Consider the following 17,317-nt stretch of genomic DNA (forward strand, 5'->3'; position numbering starts at 1 on the left):
TTTAAGAGATAATTTTTTTAAGCATTACTTTGACGATTCTAGTAAATCATGTATCGGAAACATTCCAAATACTAATTAGCCATGGAATCAACACCTTTAGTCACAATTATCCTGACAGCTTTCAACCAAGGTTTTTTCATTGAAGAGACGTTGGAAAGCCTGAAAAATCAGGAATATCCCAATCTGGAAGTTTTTATAGTTGACAATGGAAGCAAAGACAATACGAGGAAGAAAATCGATGATTGGCTGGAAAGAGGCAAGCCAATTTTCCAATTTTTTACAATTTATAGAAATGAGACATTGCCGTACTGTCAATCTTTCAATCAGGTTTTTTTGAAAAGTAAAGGCAAATATTTTATAGACTTATCAGGTGATGATGTGATCTTGCCAAGCCATATTTCAATCTCAGTCACGAAACTCCAACAGTCCATAGGGGCAGCTTGTTGTTTTTCAGATGTTCGTATGGTTTACTCTAACGGCAAGAGCAAAACATTTTATAAAAGAACTTCTGACGGCCATCTCAACCAAAAAGTAAAAATTGGTGATGTATACAGTACTATAGTCGAAAAAAACGCGGTTTGTTCGGTCTCTTTGGTATTTGATTCATACATTTTTAGAAAAATAGGTGGCTATGATGAAAGCCTGTCTTATGAAGATTTTGATATCATGGTTAGGCTTGCGAGAAATTACCAGTTTGTTTTTTCCAATCATATTGGCATCAAAAAAAGAATCCATTCCAAATCCTTTGCTGCAGGTCAATATTTGCCAAAAAAGTCAGCAATGCTGCCTTCAACATTGAAGGTCTGTCAAAAAATCAAAAATATGAACCGGAAACCAAAAGAAGACAAAGCTTTGGTAAAACGGGTCTTGTATGAAGCTAAGCATGCGCTTTGGTCCGCAAATTTCGAATCTGCCGGAGGGCTGATTTCCCTGGCAAAAGGGCTTGGTGCTAAAGGATTGAAAATGTCCCTATATGCTTCTTGGGCAAATATGAAGATGGATGTCTCCGGATTATACCTACTCCTCAAAAAAATCAACCCACGATAATTTCCACCATTTTTTCCCTTTCGAGGTACTTTTGGGATACTTCCATGATGTCTTCAGCTGTGGCATTCAGGATATATGCCAGATGCTGCTGGTAAAACCCAAAGTCCAATCCCGCCTGATGGATGGATTTATACCTTCCGATGAGTTCAAATCCCGAACTGAATTGGGACAACAACTTGCCTACCATATAATTTCTGACCACTTCCAATTCATGGTTAGATACAGGCTCGTTTTTGAGTTTGTCAATCTCCTTATAAACTTCCTCAATGACGGCTTCATCGTGTTCTTTGATTACATCTGCCATTACCACCCAATAATCTGCATGTTTTAAGCCGCCGATGCTGCTGTATATGCCGTAGGTATGGCCCTTATCCTCACGGATGTTTTTGATCAACCTGCTACCAAAGTATCCTCCAAGTATGGTATTCATGAGGTTGAGTTTGAAATAATCCGGATGGCTTTTTGAGATGAGATGACAGCCTATTCTGATACTGCTTTGTACTGATTTTGGCTTACCTTCTGTTACCCTTTGATTGCATTGGTTTTGAAATTCAGATTCTGGGTTGGGGAAAAACGAAACCGGAATATTTCCAATTAAGCGTATGACATCTTCTAGTTGGGAATCGTTCAGGTTTCCGGTAAGGAATATTTCAGAATTGGTCCAAAGGTCTTTTTTGTAAAAGTCAATCAAATCTTCCCGTTCCACTATATCCACATCTTTCTCTTCTGTAATCTGCCCATATGGATGCTTTTCTCCGAAAAGTACTTTTCTAAAAAGTTGCGATGCCCTGTGACTGTTTTTGTCCCTGTTGATATGGATGCTCAGTGCTTTTTGTTTTTTTCGTTTGGAAAGTTCTTTCTCAGGAAAAATAGCCTCTGTGAGCAATTCTCGAAAAACCGGTAAAACGGTATTGAAATGCTTTTTGGTGGTCAAAATCGAAAGACCGTGGTTTTCGAATCCTGATTCTGTCTCCACTTCAGAAGCATAGGTGTCAAAAAAATCATCCAATGCTGCAGCATCCTTGGAAGCGGTCCCCTCTGTCACCATTTCCAGCGCGAAGTATGGGACCAACAACTTATTTTTTGTCGATTCATTGATGGAGGAACTGATCTCCAACTTGACAGCATCGATTTCCGGTGTCGGTATAAAATTCAAATGGACTCCATTTGGAAGAGTCCTTTGTATTGGTGTGGGAAATTCTATTGATGTGGGTATTCTAAAATCGGGTGCTTTGGATCTGTCCAACATTATTCTCTTCCTGCAATGGTATATGTCAAGGATAATCTCAAAGTTTCAGCTAGAGGATGGTTTTGAACCTGAGGTACCAAGTAAGAAAAATCAAAACCAAGTTTATTGTAATCAATTCCAAAACCCATCGTAAAGTATCTTCTTCCACCTTTGTTGGGATTTTCATAGAAGTACCCTGTCCTCAATGCGAATACATTGTTGTAAATATATTCCATACCAAATGAAATCATGACTTCCTGCATTTCTTCACGGAATCCTCCCGGCGCATCAAAGAATGAAGTAAACATTCCATTGATCAAAGGTCTATTGGGATCTCTTCCTCCACCCGGTGCAATGACAAAATCACCATTGTTATCAGTAACCAAAACACCGTTTTCATCTCTTAATAAAATCGGCGGAGACGGGACCATCAGTTTGTTGAAATCCAATGTAAAAGTCAATGAATTGTATTCATTCAGGTTCATAAGATAAGCAGTACCGATCCTAAAATTCGTTGGAATAAAATCCAGATCATCGGCACTGTTGTAAGTGATTTTTGGGCCTATGTTATTGATAGAAACGCCCCATGAGAATTCTCCGGTTTTGTTTCCTGAAAGCACTTCTGTATTGTAGTAGAGCCCAACATCTGTTCCAATGGTCACACCGGGTCTGCTTTCCGCTCCTCCTGCCGAGGAAATATTTCCGGACAGATTAGAATGGATAAACCTTGCTGAAATACCCAAACCCAATTTTTCTGACAATTTTCTAGAATATGTGCCGCCGACGGCGATATCTCTAGGAGTAAACTCACCCAATTCATTTCCTCTACCGTCTGTCAGTTGGATATCTCCCATATTGAAATACCTCAAATCAAATCCCCAAGCTGATTTGTCATCGATTTTGCGGTAGAAAGTCAAGTAGCTCAATGACATGTCATTGACCAGCCTTCCCAACCAGGGTGAATAGGAAAGAGAAACACCCATATCAGTGTCAATAAATGCCAACTTACCGGCGTTCCAATGTGCCGAAAAAGCATCAGGGCTAGTCGCCACACCGGCGTCCCCCATGGCAGAATGTCTGCTGTCAGGTGCAAAATTCAAAAAAGGAACTGCCGTGGTAATTACTCTTCGGGTCGGATCTTGACCCGATACAATAGGACCATTCTGACCTGATACATGAAATGTAAATAGGAATATCCCTGAAAAAATCAAGAGGGTGACGAGGGTTTTTATCTGTATTTTCATTGAATGATAATTTTGCCGCTCTTCGTTTCAGAAGAATTGTCCTTTTCTGAACTGAGCATTAGGGTGTAAATATAAGTTCCTTTTACGGGATATTTGGTTGTTGAACGGAAAAAATTCCATTCGATACCATCCAGTAAAAAATCAGCTTCTACATAACGGCGCTCCAATGAAAATATTTCACTGCCGTAAATAGAATAAATTTTCAATTCTAGGTTGAGGGTCTCATTAGGCCTATTGTGCGCAACTCTAAATTTGCTTCTTTCGGTGGCAGGATTTGGGTAAGTGCCATGCTCTAAGATCTTTAATTGCAAAGACCCCTTGATTTCGATTTCTTGAGTTTTTTCCGAACTATTGCCCACATTATCCCATGCGGTTACGGTAATCGTGTTTTTTCCCTCTTTTAGATCTGCCAATAATGTATTGATTTCTCCTTTTTCAAATCCATTGTTTTTGGCTTTGAAAAATTGGTTGAGGATTATGGGTGTTTGGTTATTGATAGTCATCTCGATGTCCTGCCCAATGGTTTGGGAAGAAATGTTGATTCCACTTTCATCCTCCAACAATATTGTCAAAGGAAGGTTTGAAAAAGGAAATGATCCACGACCATCTGATTGGTTTTGTCCAAAACGAAGTGAAATATCAGGTCCAAGTTTGTCATTGGATGTGTAGGAAGCTGTACCGCCTATTGGGATTTGGATGGCGCCGATGGCTTCATCTCCCTGATTTAGGCTCGCAAACATCCGGATTTTTGCAGCCCCAATATTTTTGTCAATATTTTTGGGTATAAAGACATTGGCAGTAAACGTACCATCTTTGACTTCACCATTTCCTCTAAACAATACATTGTTTTCTTCTAAAAATTCAGCAGGTGGACTTTCGTCCCCAAGAGAGGTTACTGTTTGGGGTTTGTCGGTGATTTGGATATCATATATCCCTCCACTTGTAGGCTGCAGGGCACCTGTAAGCGGATCAATTATTTTCCCTTTGATTTGAATTCTTTGCATTGCACGTAAAGTATCCGTCTCTGTTTCCAAGACGAGGTCCCAAATAGTCTCTGTTTCTATGGCTAATTCAGGTATTGCCAGCTTTAGCGATGGATCTCCAAGCAAAGAAAAATTACGGTTAAATGGTCCGTTCAGGCTGTTATTTTTTGTTAGCTTAAAAATCTCTCCCAAATCGCGTGTCTCACCGTTTTCTTTTTCAAATACTGATTCCACAAATGCCTTGTTCAAAGCAAAATTGACCGAACTGAACACCGGCCTTCCTGTAGTGAGCATGGCTATCGCTCCTTTTTTTTCGGCAAACAAAAACTCTTCAGCACCTGACCTGATAAAAGGGCTGTCATGTCTTCCAAATTCGCAGGTAGCTGTCACAATCAGCGGGAGCAATGGGTTTTCGGGCCAGTCATTTAGATCCGAAACCGTAAATACCCTTTCAGCCGTGAGGACGGTTTCATTGCCATGGCCGATGTAATTGAGTATCAAAACTCCTTCTTCGATCGTGGACTTTAAGGCCGCTTTTGCTGCAGGGGAGCTTTGGGTCGATCCAGTCCTGATTTGCTCAAATCTGTCCAAATAAAGCTTTTTGATTAGGTACTCTGGATGGTTTTTGGATAAATAATCGTAATGAACTTCGGCATCTCTTAGGTGTATATTGTTATCCGCATCATCAGTAAAAAAAGCAAGATTTCTTTTCCACTCACCCCGGTTATTACTTCCATTTTCATAGGAGATTATTTTGTCCACCATTTCCCGAGCTTCTGCTACCGAAATGGCAGGAATCCTTCCAATCCCGATTTGAAGTTGCTCGTCTCCGGAATTGGACTCTTCCCATTGACCCTGAGACCAATCCAAAAACCCAAAATAATCATCCGAACTGTAGGTGGTCAATGGATTTAGGCTGTTTCTGGAACTGTAAGTCGGAACAAGGTTTGGCCGTCCACCTTGTTTGGATTTGTAGTCGTATGTTCCTTTACCTAAGAATAAGACATTTTTTAATTTTCCGGAATAATGGTAATGGTACGCAATTAGGTTTCTGATGGCAGTCACATCAGGATTGCCATACCCAAAGCTGTCATAAATATCCTCCAATACCACCACTTCGCTTTTTATTCCCCTTTGATTTTTATGGGAGGATAACCTTTGCGCCTGCGAAAGCAAAGACCTGTGCGTAACAATCAACAATTGGGGATCTAAGTTGACATCCCTCAATCTCATATTTGCCAATCGGAAATCAGTCAATTCAGGGACCTTATTTAGATCAAAAACAGCGACTTTTTCTCCATTTTCCAAAAAAGCATTTCCAGTGACCTCGGATATATTCAATGCGTCTGTGATTTTCCAAACCCTTTTGGAAGGGGGAAATGAATAGGTATTTCCTGAAGTCAGGTTGTAAAATAATCCATTTCCTAAATCGGCAGAGGTGTAGGGGATGGATAATATTGCATAATCCAAATATCCTGTTCCGTTGAGGTCTGCACTTTGGAATATAACCCTGATTTCTAAGGAGGAGCCAAATGATTGGGAAATAGAAAATTCTTCCTTTTTTTCTCTTCCCTTGATGCCATAGGTAGTATTTGGAATCGGGTTGATGAGGCTTTGCCCGATGTTTTGTCCTCCGGTATTAATTCTGAATGTACTTTCACTTAAGGATTGGGCCATCAGCCCTACCTGTAATTTGGGCAAAGCTTTTGCGCCACTCGGTACATCGAAGGAAAAGAGGAATGATTGACCGACGAAAATGGCATTGGAATACCAGTCCCTTCCCGAACTCAAGATGTTGGTATCTTCCCATTTTTTTGTTTGGATATGGAATAATTCCTGTCCTGTAGCAACTCCCGATTGGGACTCGAGGTCAGGGATTCTGATGTCTTTGACTTTTTTTCCAATGAGGTAAAAAAGAGTGTCACTGAAATAATGGTGTTGGTACTGAAGTTGGCCTTCCGATACCATGACTTGATTTGGGCCATGAGCAAAGAAAAAAATGTCAGTACCGATGATTTTGGAAGGTATTTCTTCCAAGGTGAGTTGGAGGCTATCCAATTTTTGGGGTAGCATACCTGGGGATCCAAACACCGCGACATCCCCGATATCCTCAAAGCCAAGACTTTTTAGCTGCCTTTGGGACACCCTAAAAACACCTGATTCCAAAACCGGGAATTTGTAAAAGGTCTGGTCATTTTGAGCTTGTGCGGGAATGCAAAAAAGGATCAGTATCGCAATGACTGCAAACTTAAAAACGAATTTTAATTGAATGTTAAGCATTCTTTGAAACCAATGCCTCTATAAATGAGAGCGCAATATACATAATAATCGCAAAAGGAATACCTGCTATCCCCAAGAGAATGAGCGAGATGACTGAGCTGATAATTACGGAATATCTAAAAAGATTGTTCGAAAAAGAGAAATCTTTAAACTTCAACGCAATGAGAGGGAGTTCTGCTACAAGTAAAAATGACATTACAATACCGATTCCTACAAGTATAAATGGGTTGGCTAAAAATTTTCCAAACAATTCAGATTTTTCTGACAGGAATGGGATTGTACTGATCAAAAGCGCATTTGCAGGGGTGGGGACACCTATGAACCTGTCCGATTGGCGCAGGTCAATGTTGAACTTGGCCAGTCTCAAAGCAGAGAATATTCCGATCAAAAAGGCTGAAAATGGCAGGTAGGTGTTTTCGGTGTTGGATTCGACCATAGCATACAATATAAACGCAGGCAGTATACCAAAAGTAACCATGTCTGCCAATGAATCAAGCTGCTTTCCTATCTCACTGCTTACCTTGAGAATTCTTGCCACAAATCCATCCAAAAAATCAAAAACCGCCGCCAAGAAAATCCAATAAGCGCCATAATCAAGCTGACCATTAAGTACAAAAAGAATCCCTGCCATGCCTGAGGCTAGGTTTAGGGAGGTAAGTGCGTTGGGTATATATTGTTTGATCATCTAGTATCCGGCCCGTTTGCCGACAAATGGATTGTTTTCTTTTTCTTCACCGATGGTGGTTTCAGGCCCATGACCAGGATATACTGTAATATCCTCAGGCAGAACAAACAACTCTCTCCTGATAGAAGACAAAAGTGTCTGATGGTCTCCTCCGGGAAGGTCTGTCCTTCCGATGCTTCCCTGAAACAGGGTGTCACCCGCAATGCATATTCCTGAAGGCTTATGGTAAAATACCAAATGTCCCGGTGCATGGCCGGGAACAAACAGGATATCCATGCTGTGGTTGCCGATGATAAGTTTTTGTTTTTCATCAATAAATGCGTCAGGTTCGGCCTCTTCATACCCTGCAAAACCATAATTTGGAGCGTATACTTTTACCGATTTGAGAACAGGAAGTTCATTGCGGTGAATCCAAAGAGGGACTTTGTAGGTGTTTTTCACAAAGGCATTTCCCAGTACATGGTCAATATGGCAATGTGTATTGACTAATTGGGTAACTTTTAGCCCTTCGGCTTGAATGTAGCTGCTCAGGATTTCTTTTTCCTTTTTCTCAAAGCAGCCAGGATCAAAAATTGTCGCCTCTTTTGTTTCGTCATAAAGAATGTAGGTATTTTCGTAAAAAGGATTGAAAGTGAATGTTTTGATCTGAAGCATAGGAAAACTTTTTATAATCTACCCAAAATAACGAATAAAGAAACTAATTTTGACCATGGAAGTTGATTTTTTACTCATTGGCCAAGGATTGGCAGGTACGGTATTGTCACATAGATTACTACAGATTGGCAAAAAAGTAATGGTCATAGACATGCCTTTTGCCAATCAAAGTAGCCGTGTCGCTGCAGGTCTGTACAATCCGATTACAGGCAAAAAAATGGTAAAATCATGGAATACTGATTTACTTTTTCCGGAGATCGAACCACTTTACACCCAACTTGAGGAGCTTCTAGACACAAAATTTCTTTATAAAAAAAACATCTACCGCCCTTTTTTAAATATTGAAGAGCAAAATGAGTGGATGGGCAAAACAGGAGATCCCGGATTTGAACCTTATTTTGAGAAAATCTTTTCCAAAGAAGTTTATCCTAATGCTGTCAATCCATTTGGTGGAATTCTTTTAAAAAACTCAGGTTACCTTGACATCAATACCCTTCTAAGCACCTATTCGGCGTATTTAAAAGAAAAGAACCTGCTCAGGGAGGGAAAATTTGAGGAACAACTTCTTCAAATCAGGGGGACGGATTTCAGGTACGAAGACATCACGGCACAAGCAGTCGTCTATTGCAATGGTCTTGGCGCCATGAACAGTCAATTTTTTTCAGACTTGCCTTTTGCACCTGTCAAAGGCGAAATACTCGATTTGGAACAGGATTTTAGTCCTGAGGAAATCATTAATCGAGGGGTATTCAGAATCACCCTTCCAGATGGAATACATAGGGTCGGGTCGACTTACACATGGCATGATATGGACCAAGGTCCTACTGAAAATGCCAAAAAGGAATTGTTGGAAAAATTAGAAAAACTTGTGCCTGCTTCCGTCCAATCTATAAAAAGTCACCGGTTTGGTATCCGCCCTGCCACAAAGGACAGGAAACCTTTTTTAGGTGAACATCCTGTGCATTCGGGCGTTTATATTTTCAATGGTTTTGGAGCCAAGGGGGTATCTTTGGTCCCATACTACAGTAAAATTATGGTTGAAATGCTTTTATTTGGTCACCAACCCGAAAAAGAAGTAAACATTGACAGGTTTAGAAAAACATAATTCAAATTTTTAAGTATATTTAAAACCCAAGTGAATCAGGTTAGATGAAAAATAAGATCGTATTCTTAGTCTTATCAATCTTCTTTTTGCAACTCCCATTGCTGTCTTTAGCGCAGTTTAATGGGGAAAAATTCGGTAAAAACCGGATCCAACACAAAAATATTGAATGGTATTACTATAGCTCCAATAACTTCGAGGTTTATTATTATGACGGGGGAATGAACAATGCCAAAATGGCCATTGATTACCTCGAAAGTGAATTTGAAAGGCTGACCCAATTGATTGGTTATGTAGCTTATACCAAGCCCAAAATTTTTATATATAATTCTCAAGAAGAAATTCTCCAAAGTAACGTTAACCTCAACAAAGATGAATTTACCATCGATGGGCAGACTTTTTTCAGCAAGTTAATCGGAGAAGTGGCTTACCCCGGGACTTGGGAAGCTTTTAAGCGGGAATTGATTTATACAACCTCTAAAGTAATTATTGAAGAAATGCTTTATGGCTCCACCATAGCCGATGCTTTTCAATCCAACCTCATCAACAGCTTTCCCGAATGGTACATTGATGGAGTGGCCATGTATCTGGCGCATGGATGGAGTATGGAAATGGACGATTTTGTCAGGCATTATTTCAAAGAGGAAAAAAACACCAAACTTCATAAGCTAAAAAGCCGTGAAGCCGGACTTGTAGGTCAGTCTATTTGGAATTTTATCGTCGAAAAATATGGAAGGCGATACATTTCAAGTATCCTGAATCTGTCTAGGATAAACAGAAATGAGGAAAACAGCATTGCCAACACCATCGGGCTCAATTATCGGGTTTTTCAGGATCAGTGGAAGCAGTTCTATGTCAATACCAATCAGCAAGTTTTCAATACTTTCAAGGACATCAATACAGCCAATGAAATCGCAGAAACTTCAGAATCTTACCTTGGAATCATCAATGATATCAAGTTTAGCCCCGATGCCAAGCATCTTGCTTATGTGATCAATAGCGGTGGAAAGTATAAAGTCCAAGTCAGAAACCTTGCTGACGGAAGGGAAATGACAATTTATTCCGGTGGTGCAGTTTCTATTGACCAGCCTACAAATCTCACAGTGCCGATTATTGCTTGGAAAGACACCCTTAATCTTGCCATTGCTACTTTCAAAAGGGGAACCACCACCTTGAGATCAAGAGCCATAGACGGTTCAAGTCAGGATAAGATTTTCTTAAGGAACATCACACAGGTACTTAGCTTGGATTTCAATTCCACAGGCAAAAACATGGTCCTTTCTTCGATTGCCAACGGAAAAACGGATGTATACTCACTGAATGTCAGAGGTGTAGGAAAAAGAATTACAAATGATGTCTTTGACAACATCACGCCGGTGTTTTTGAATGATTCCACAATTATTTTCTCCTCCAACTTTGTACCACTTCCGGATTCGGTTTTGACCAGAACACCTGATGTGAAAAACCTCCCTGATTATTTCAACCTGTTTCAGGTGGATCTTTGGGATTCTCTCAAGATATCCAAGCTTACCAACCTCAATAATAAAAACGTCAGGCCCAGAGTTCTCAACGGCAACAACATACTTTTCCTCAGTGACCAAAGCGGGATCAATAACCTGATGAGACTGACAGTATCCAACGGGATATCAAGTCAGATGACCGCATTTAACAAAAGCCTGGAGTCTTTCGACTATTCCTCCAAAATAAACAAAATAGCGTATTCTTACAGAGATGGAAACCAAAGCAGGCTGGTAATTGAAAGCTATTCCAATGTGGATCAATTTACCCCAAGTACGCCAAGAATCCAGCTTTCGCAGGCCAAGACACTCTCTGAAAGGATTTCATCGAGACGGTCAGAGATCGATGCAGGAGGTAAAAAACCGACAGTAGAACTCAGCAGACGTGCGGAACAACCAACTGTTAAAAGGGATACCGTCTTGAACATCAGGTTAGAAGACCTGATGCTGAGTGCTCCTCCTGCAAAAGAACAAACACAACAGCAGACTGTCAAAGATTCCATTCCTGCTCCCAAGAGCCTGACGGGCAGTATCAATACTGACAGGTTGAGGTTTGAAAGGAAAGGAGGAATCAATACTGAGAATTATGCATTTGATACTTTACCTAAACCGATAGTACAACAGCAGGCTACCTCTCAGGGGCAGACAGGTGGAAGAGGGAATATGCTTGAGAATTTTAGAAGACAAAGTCTTCAAAAAAGAATTACAGGACCTTCTAGGATGACTCCACAATTTATAACGTCCAATTTAAGCAATGATTGGGTAGTGGATCCATTGAGAGGTTTCGGATTGGCCTTATCCGGTAGGATGACTGACATTCTTGATAACCATAACTTCAAGGGAGGATTGATGTTCCCGCTTGATTTTAGGTCAGGGAGTGATATTTTCTTCGAATATGAATACCTAAAGCAAAGAATTGATTTTTCTCTCAGATATGATAGAAAGTCCATCAGGGTCATTGAAGGGGATATTACTGACCAAAGTTATGTTTTAAACAAAACGGAGTTTGGATTCTCATATCCATTCAATGTCCATTCCAGGGTTACCGTTGCGCCTTTGTTGGCAAAGACCCAATTTTTTAACCTCAACCCCGACTCTATCATCCGAGGTCAGGATCCTGATCAAAACAGGTTTGATGTGACCTATGCCGGGGGAAGGTTTGAATTTGTCTTCGACAAAACCCAACAATTGGGATTATATACCCAAAGAGGCGCGAAAGCAAAAATGGGCGTTGTACATTACCAGGGTTTGAACAATGCATCAAGGTCCTTCTCGAATTTTTATCTCGATTTCAGAAATTATCAAGTCATCCATAAGAACCTGATTTTAGCGACAAGGCTATTCGGCGGTTCCTTTTTTGGAAAAAACCCACAAAATTATTTGGTAGGGGGGATGGACAATTGGCTGTTTAATGAGTTTTACCAGCCGCCAAGCAATAGACCGGAACCATCTCCGGTAAGAAACAGTCAGGGTCTTGAAAACTCTAATATCCTGTTTGCGGATTTTGTTGACCTGAGGGGATACTTATTTGATGAAATCAGGGGAAGGAATGTGGTTACCTTCACCACAGAGTTGAGGATTCCTTTGTTCTCCTACCTGTCCAGGGGAAATATCACTTCTAACTTTGTCAAAAACTTCCAGATGGTGGCATTCTATGATGTAGGTTCGGCATGGAATGATGCGGCACCATGGGAAAGAATCAATGACCAGAATACTGAGGTCATCACCACCCCCGGTTCGCCTTTTGTGATTACCCTTAACAACTTCAACAACCCTTGGCTGCAAAGCTACGGTGCAGGCTTGAGAACAGTCTTGCTCAATTATTATTTCAAATTTGATGTTGCCAGACCAATCCGAAATTATCAAACCGACGAGTTGAAATTTTACGTTACCTTGGGCTACAATTTCTAATCACAAGCAAAAATTATGATAAAGTCCATGACAGGCTATGGCTTGGCCGGTTTTGAAGATGACAATTATGTTGTCAGCGTCGAGGTAAAAACACTGAATTCCAAATTTTTAGACCTTTCGATCAGGTCACCCAAGCAGTTTTCAGACAAAGAACTTGAAATCCGAAATTTGGTAAGCACAGTCTTGGAAAGAGGAAAGGTGAATCTAAACCTTGATTTTTCTTATAAATCCTTTGAAGAAATGCCCGTCGCAGTCAATGAGGGCTTGTTTTTAACCTATTTCAAGACCTATCAAAGCCTAGCCCAAAAAGTTGATTTCGGTACTTCGGATCTGTTTAAGCTGGCATTGCAATCTCCCCAAGTACTCAATTCCAACGTAGAAAAGAAGACAGATACAGATGAATGGGAAATCGTAAAAAAGACCATTGAAAAAGCACTGAGACATTGTGATGCATTTAGAAAAGATGAAGGCAATACCTTAGAAGGTAAGTTTTTGGAAAACCTTGCTGTCATCAGGGAAGGTTTGGAAACGGTCAAAACCCAAGATCCAGAAAGAAAAATCAGGATCAGAGAGAGAATCAAGGGGAATTTCAGGGATTGGATGGAGGAAAACAGTTTTGATCCAAACAGGCTCGAGCAGGAATTGATTTACTATTTTGAGAAAATTGACATTACTGAAGAGATCGTCAGGTTGGAATCCCATTTGGATTATTTTGAAAAAAATCTCATGGCGGGAGACAGCCAAGGAAAAAAATTGGGCTTTATCAGTCAGGAAATCGGGCGGGAAATCAATACCATCGGATCCAAAGCCAATGACGCCATGATTCAAAGGAGTGTGGTGGTGATGAAGGATGAATTGGAAAAAGTAAAAGAGCAAAGTTTGAATATATTGTAAACGACTCTTTTGGTCCTGTATAGATTGCGGGCCCTGCTTTCCGGATACGCGCTAAGGAGCTTCATCAAAGCTATTCTTTTACGCTTCCTCCTATCTTTTTATTTAATAGTTTTTGTAATTCAAGTTGTCAAGAATTACGTTTCATTTGCTTTTTTGGTTGAATAGTCCAATTGCATCCCGATGGATACGTAGTTGGTCAGGATAAAGGGGTAGGACAAGGTGTTTGGAAATGATCTATTTGCTTCTCGATCGCCATCCTGATTTACTTTGGTGCAAAGTAGGCCAATTCCAAACAGACCAAGCTTCAACAGATAGAATATGCAACATAGGGGAACCTGAAAAAAAGTTTTTTCTACATCCAGAATTTTGCGACTTTATCCCAACCTTGAGTAGGAATTTTTTCGTTGAACTAAAAAAATCAATTCCTGATAATCTATGAAAAAAACCATATTTGCGGTGGCTATGGCCGCCTTGCTGTCTTCCTGTACCGTCATTAGGCAGGGAGAAATTGGAGTCAAAAGAAGATACGGAAAGCTCAGTCCTACTATAGTGGACGCGGGGTTGGTCTCGTATAATCCATTCTCAACTCGGGTGCTAAAGGTTCCTATCCGTACCACCAACCAAGAGGTAAGGATGAATCTGCCAAGCAAAGAAGGACTTACAGTTGAGTCGGAGATTTCCATACTTTACAGCATCGAGAAAGCTAAGGTCCCCTTTATCCTTGAGGATGTTGGGCAAAATTTCGCTTCAGTGCTAATCATGAATGTCTTTCGCTCTGCTGCTGCAGATGTTAGCGCACAGTACATGGCCAAGGACATGCACTCGGGGATGCGCAGTAAGATCGAAATTCAGATTCAGGAGAAAATGCATGAGTCCCTCCGGACCCGTGGTGTGGTGGTGGAGCGTGTTCTGATGAAAAGCATTAAACTCCCCGAGGAACTCAGCCGTGCCATTGAGCGCAAACTCGCCGCCGAACAGGAAGCCCAACAGATGGAGTATGTTCTCGATAGGGAGCGCAAGGAGGCCGAACGCCGTAAAATTGAAGCTCAAGGCACTCGGGAAGCTCAGAAAATTTTGGCTGAGGGACTCGTGAAGGAGATCATCGAGCTTCGGAGTATTGAGGCCTTTCGTGAGCTCGCCAACTCGCCAAATGCCAAAATCATCATCACCGATGGCAAGACACCGTTTTTAATCAATTCGCAAAAAGACTGATTTCAGTCATGCGGTCTCCAAAAGTAAAAGTATTATTGTCTATAAACTTGCCCTGTATATCGTAGAAAAGCGTAGCCTTTAGGCCTATCCGCGACAATTGTCGGGATGTATTACGCATACTTATGAACGATCCGGTACAGCTCTAGGGATGTAATTCAATTGACCTAAAACGGTCCTTCGTTTGAGTGTATGGTCGGATAGTCCAATTATATCCCGATGGCTAACGTGGATGGTAAAGATAAAAGGGGTGAAGTTCCATGTCTATAGCAATCGGCACCCACCCGGACCTAGCATCAGGTGTTTGACTACAGCCGGGTGGGAAAAAAATAAATGAGCAGAGTATGAATATATTGTAAAAGGGCCAAATGGCCCTTTTTTATTGTAACCTGAACCTGATTGGGACCCGCATCTTAACTTTTACAGGAATTCCCCTGTTTTTGCCTGGCAACCAATCTTCTGCTGCTAAAATCACCCGCAAGGCTTCCTCATCACATCCTGCACCGATTCCTCTGACAAGCTCCACATCCTCAATCTGTCCAAGTTTGTTGACTACAAAAGAAACATAAACAGTTCCCTCGACCCCCATCCGCCTCGCTTGGGTTGGGTATTTTAAATTTTTGGACAGATACCTGTTCCAAGCATCCATTCCGCCCATAGGTTGTGGCATTACTTCTGAAAAATCCACAGTTTCATCTGCAATCTCTTTTTCAGGTCCGATTTCAATGGTTACCTCCGGGTATTTATCTTCAGGATCTACCTCAATCTGCAAGTCTGGCAGATCTTTGATTTCGATATCGTCCGGGACAATCTCAATGACAGGGTTTTTGATCTTTGGTGGGGGAGGAGGCTGCAATACCTGAGGGATTTCGGGGATATCTTCCTCTCCAAAAAGGATGTCCTGCCCATCGATGATGATGTTATTGATCTGTGCCGTTTTCCATTCAAATGCCAAAAGGGCAATGGAAATACTGATGCAAAGACCGATGTTGAGGAAATATCCTCTCCTCGGCCTTAAATCTGCAGAAGGATTTTTCTTGGTTTCCATGGTTGTAAAGTTTAGTGTTCATGAATTTAAACATTGCAGACCAATATTTTTTCATTTTAACTAATTTTACAATATTAAAAAACGTTAAAAAAATAAGGGGCTTTTAGCCCCTTATGTATTTTATCCAAGTTTGAATCTAATAGGAAGTCTCATCCTCACCCTTACAGGGCGACCTCTTTGCTTACCTGGAGTCCATTTAGGTGCTCCTTTCACAACTCTAAGGGCTTCTTCATCGCAACCTCCGCCGATACCTCTCAGAAGCTCGACATCCTGTACTGTCCCGTCAGTATTCACAACGAATACCACATAAACAGTTCCTTCGATTCCCATACGTCTTGCTTGGGTTGGATATTTAAGGTTTTTCCTCAAGTATTCATTCCATGCTTCCATTCCTCCCGGGAATTCAGGTGAATTTTCAACGACGTCAAAGATTTCGTCTGCTTTTTCTACCACAGGAGCATCAGCGATGATAACTTCTTTGATCACAGTTTCTTCCTGCACGTCCACATCGAAGTTTACTTCGATTTTTTCCTCAATTTCAACTTCATCAGGAATTTCCTGAATCACAGGTTGCTCGATTGGCGGTGGTGGCGGTGGTGGCTGTTCCGTGATTGGAATATCAAGCAGTTCTTCAAACTCATCGGTAACGCTACCTAGATCTTTCAAATTCCTATCGTCATAGGATTTATATTCGAAAGCAAAAAGGCATAACCCGACGCTAATTGCTAATCCAAGATTCAGGAACATGCCTGTTTTCTTGGATAAATCCGCTTGTGGCGTCTTTTTAGCTTCCATGGTTGTTAATTTATAAGGTTAATAATTTTTTTACGATTTAAGAGATAACAATTTTAGCCATTAATTTTAATTTTTACAAGAGATCAAATTGCCTTGCATAAAATTATTGAACCAATTAGCCCAATTTTTTTACTTCTTTAGAGAGCTTTAGATTCCTATTCGTGTTAGAGCTTTTGCCTTAGGGTGTAATTGATGTTGAAAGATTTTTAGAATATTTTCTTTTGGATCTATTTTCAATGCTTATTACCAAACCATTAGCCCGGAATCTTGATGAAATTTTATTTCAAGAGGATTATGCACCTACCAAGTCAGAATACTCTTCATAGGACAACAAGTCAGAAGGTACCTCTCCGGCAAATCTTACCTTGATCATCCATCCTGACTCATAAGGTGACTCGTTTACGAGTTCGGGGGAAGATTCCAATTCTTCATTGAACTCAATAATCTCTCCTTCTAATGGCATAAACAGATCTGAAACGGTCTTTACAGCTTCTACAGTACCAAAAACTTCACCTGCAGTGATTGTTTCACCGACAGTTTCTACTTCGACATAGACGATGTCCCCAAGTTCTCTCTGTGCAAATTCTGTAATTCCAATGACTGCAATGTCATTTTCAATTTTGACCCATTCGTGGTCTTTGGTGTACTTGAGCTCCTTTGGAAAATTCATATTGGTTTTAATTTTAAAGTGACCAAAAATACAAGGTTTCGACAAATGTA

At 40.7% G+C, this 17,317-nt stretch carries 13 protein-coding genes; 5 read left to right on the plus strand and 8 right to left on the minus strand.

Annotated elements, in window-relative coordinates; all coding sequences use genetic code 11:
- Positions 1-81 precede the first annotated feature (81 nt).
- Entirely contained in the window at positions 82-1,047 is a 966-nt protein-coding gene (locus MMU07_RS07005) for a glycosyltransferase (protein WP_241125139.1), read from the plus strand.
- Here MMU07_RS07005 and MMU07_RS07010 read toward each other — a convergent pair.
- The 5 genes from MMU07_RS07010 to MMU07_RS07030 all read right to left on the minus strand — a co-directional run bounded on the left by MMU07_RS07010 (position 1,034) and on the right by MMU07_RS07030 (position 8,121).
- Positions 1,034-2,203, minus strand: a complete 1,170-nt coding sequence (locus MMU07_RS07010; RefSeq protein ID WP_255737256.1) for a M16 family metallopeptidase — start codon at positions 2,201-2,203, stop codon at positions 1,034-1,036. The two genes, MMU07_RS07005 and MMU07_RS07010, sit on opposite strands and share 14 nt — an antisense overlap.
- Positions 2,204-2,295: 92 nt before the next feature.
- Complete coding sequence (porV, locus tag MMU07_RS07015) at positions 2,296-3,519, minus strand: type IX secretion system outer membrane channel protein PorV (protein WP_241125140.1); 1,224 nt, start codon at positions 3,517-3,519, stop codon at positions 2,296-2,298.
- Positions 3,516-6,782, minus strand: coding sequence for a type IX secretion system sortase PorU (gene porU / locus MMU07_RS07020; protein ID WP_241125141.1), 3,267 nt, complete (start codon positions 6,780-6,782; stop codon positions 3,516-3,518). Before porU ends, porV begins: the two co-directional genes overlap by 4 nt.
- Positions 6,775-7,467, minus strand: coding sequence for a CDP-diacylglycerol--serine O-phosphatidyltransferase (gene pssA / locus MMU07_RS07025; RefSeq protein ID WP_241125142.1), 693 nt, complete (start codon positions 7,465-7,467; stop codon positions 6,775-6,777). The genes porU and pssA overlap by 8 nt, the downstream gene beginning before the upstream one ends.
- A complete protein-coding gene (locus tag MMU07_RS07030; protein ID WP_241125143.1) occupies positions 7,468-8,121 on the minus strand; it encodes an MBL fold metallo-hydrolase in 654 nt (217 codons plus the stop codon). It abuts the gene before it with no gap.
- A 55-nt stretch (positions 8,122-8,176) separates the two neighbouring features.
- Between MMU07_RS07030 and MMU07_RS07035 the strand changes: the two genes are divergently transcribed.
- From MMU07_RS07035 to MMU07_RS07050, 4 genes are all read left to right on the plus strand, one after another.
- The gene (locus MMU07_RS07035; protein ID WP_241125144.1) at positions 8,177-9,226 is read left to right on the plus strand and encodes an NAD(P)/FAD-dependent oxidoreductase; all 1,050 of its coding nucleotides are present in this window, start codon (positions 8,177-8,179) and stop codon (positions 9,224-9,226) included.
- 44 nt (positions 9,227-9,270) lie between these two features.
- A complete protein-coding gene (locus MMU07_RS07040) occupies positions 9,271-12,651 on the plus strand; it encodes a biopolymer transporter Tol (RefSeq protein ID WP_241125145.1) in 3,381 nt (1,126 codons plus the stop codon).
- Between the two features lie 15 nt (positions 12,652-12,666).
- Positions 12,667-13,545 (plus strand): YicC/YloC family endoribonuclease, encoded by an 879-nt coding sequence (locus tag MMU07_RS07045; RefSeq protein WP_241125146.1) that lies wholly within the window; start codon positions 12,667-12,669, stop codon positions 13,543-13,545.
- Positions 13,546-14,007: 462 nt separating this feature from the next.
- Positions 14,008-14,757 carry a prohibitin family protein gene (locus tag MMU07_RS07050; RefSeq protein ID WP_241125258.1) on the plus strand — a complete coding sequence of 250 codons (750 nt, stop codon included), beginning with the start codon at positions 14,008-14,010 and terminating at the stop codon, positions 14,755-14,757.
- Positions 14,758-15,133: 376 nt separating this feature from the next.
- Here MMU07_RS07050 and MMU07_RS07055 read toward each other — a convergent pair whose 3' ends face one another.
- The 3 genes from MMU07_RS07055 to gcvH form a co-directional block, all read right to left on the minus strand.
- Positions 15,134-15,802 (minus strand): energy transducer TonB, encoded by a 669-nt coding sequence (locus MMU07_RS07055; RefSeq protein WP_241125147.1) that lies wholly within the window; start codon positions 15,800-15,802, stop codon positions 15,134-15,136.
- Between the two features lie 120 nt (positions 15,803-15,922).
- Complete coding sequence (locus MMU07_RS07060) at positions 15,923-16,597, minus strand: energy transducer TonB (RefSeq protein ID WP_241125148.1); 675 nt, start codon at positions 16,595-16,597, stop codon at positions 15,923-15,925.
- Between the two features lie 292 nt (positions 16,598-16,889).
- Positions 16,890-17,267 carry a glycine cleavage system protein GcvH gene (gene gcvH, locus MMU07_RS07065; RefSeq protein ID WP_241125149.1) on the minus strand — a complete coding sequence of 126 codons (378 nt, stop codon included), beginning with the start codon at positions 17,265-17,267 and terminating at the stop codon, positions 16,890-16,892.
- Between the last annotated feature and the right edge of the window lie 50 nt (positions 17,268-17,317).

Origin of the sequence: Cognataquiflexum nitidum (genome assembly GCF_022538055.1) — a bacterium.
Lineage (GTDB): Bacteria > Bacteroidota > Bacteroidia > Cytophagales > Cyclobacteriaceae > Cognataquiflexum > Cognataquiflexum nitidum.

Coding starts and splice junctions, on each gene's coding strand:
- gcvH (WP_241125149.1), bottom strand. CDS start 17,267: ATGAATTTTCCAAAGGAGCTCAAGTACACCAAAGACCACGAATGGGTC.
- MMU07_RS07035 (WP_241125144.1), top strand. CDS start 8,177: ATGGAAGTTGATTTTTTACTCATTGGCCAAGGATTGGCAGGTACGGTA.
- MMU07_RS07040 (WP_241125145.1), top strand. CDS start 9,271: ATGAAAAATAAGATCGTATTCTTAGTCTTATCAATCTTCTTTTTGCAA.
- MMU07_RS07045 (WP_241125146.1), top strand. CDS start 12,667: ATGATAAAGTCCATGACAGGCTATGGCTTGGCCGGTTTTGAAGATGAC.
- MMU07_RS07030 (WP_241125143.1), bottom strand. CDS start 8,121: ATGCTTCAGATCAAAACATTCACTTTCAATCCTTTTTACGAAAATACC.
- MMU07_RS07050 (WP_241125258.1), top strand. CDS start 14,008: ATGGCCGCCTTGCTGTCTTCCTGTACCGTCATTAGGCAGGGAGAAATT.
- porV (WP_241125140.1), bottom strand. CDS start 3,519: ATGAAAATACAGATAAAAACCCTCGTCACCCTCTTGATTTTTTCAGGG.
- porU (WP_241125141.1), bottom strand. CDS start 6,782: ATGCTTAACATTCAATTAAAATTCGTTTTTAAGTTTGCAGTCATTGCG.
- MMU07_RS07055 (WP_241125147.1), bottom strand. CDS start 15,802: ATGGAAACCAAGAAAAATCCTTCTGCAGATTTAAGGCCGAGGAGAGGA.
- pssA (WP_241125142.1), bottom strand. CDS start 7,467: ATGATCAAACAATATATACCCAACGCACTTACCTCCCTAAACCTAGCC.
- MMU07_RS07005 (WP_241125139.1), top strand. CDS start 82: ATGGAATCAACACCTTTAGTCACAATTATCCTGACAGCTTTCAACCAA.
- MMU07_RS07060 (WP_241125148.1), bottom strand. CDS start 16,597: ATGGAAGCTAAAAAGACGCCACAAGCGGATTTATCCAAGAAAACAGGC.